The organism is Catalinimonas locisalis (assembly GCF_038039535.1).
Classification (GTDB): domain Bacteria; phylum Bacteroidota; class Bacteroidia; order Cytophagales; family Cyclobacteriaceae; genus Catalinimonas.
Map to the genome: position 1 here is coordinate 1 of NZ_JBBPHP010000126.1, position 557 is coordinate 557.

1 protein-coding gene is annotated in these 557 nt (G+C 41.1%); it reads right to left on the reverse strand.

The annotated features are described in order from the left end of the window. Window positions 1-133: 133 nt before the first annotated feature. Complete coding sequence (locus WJR50_RS34170) at window positions 134-526, reverse strand: contact-dependent growth inhibition system immunity protein (protein ID WP_341297811.1); 393 nt, start codon at window positions 524-526, stop codon at window positions 134-136. Between the last annotated feature and the right edge of the window lie 31 nt (window positions 527-557).

A 557-nucleotide genomic window follows, 5' to 3' on the forward strand; every position in this document is an offset into this window, starting at 1 on the left:
AACGACCAGGGCGAGCCGGTCGGCCGGTGTTGTTTGCGTTGATCTTTCAATTTACAATTTTCGTGCTTGGCGCAAAGGACGTTCTGGCTCATTGAAACCAGGCTGACGGCTGCCCGATGTTGTGCACAGGCTTTTAATCTATCCTTGCCTTTATTCGGTCAAATTCCTTTTCACCAAGTTCATCTCGAATCAAGCTTGAGTTAGCATTAATAATTTCATTCAAAATCTGTCGTTCAGTGGGATGTTTATCCCATAATTCTGAGGGAACTTTTGACACGGTTTCTAGCAAATCGCCTTTATATAAATCTCCTTCTTCCAGTACATTTTGTCCGAGTTTCTCCATCGCCATTCCAATCAAGAATTTCAATCCAATCTGTTGAGAAATCAACGTTCGAATCTGTTCTGTGGTCAGTTGACGCAAAGGAATCTTTCGGTATTCATAGCATCTCTTGACCAATCCGGTTGGAAATTCTTTTAAGTCCTTCCAATAATCGTTTTCTAATTCTTCAATGGATTTCGTTCGCAAGGACATTTTCTAATTTTAGCTTGTGCACAAC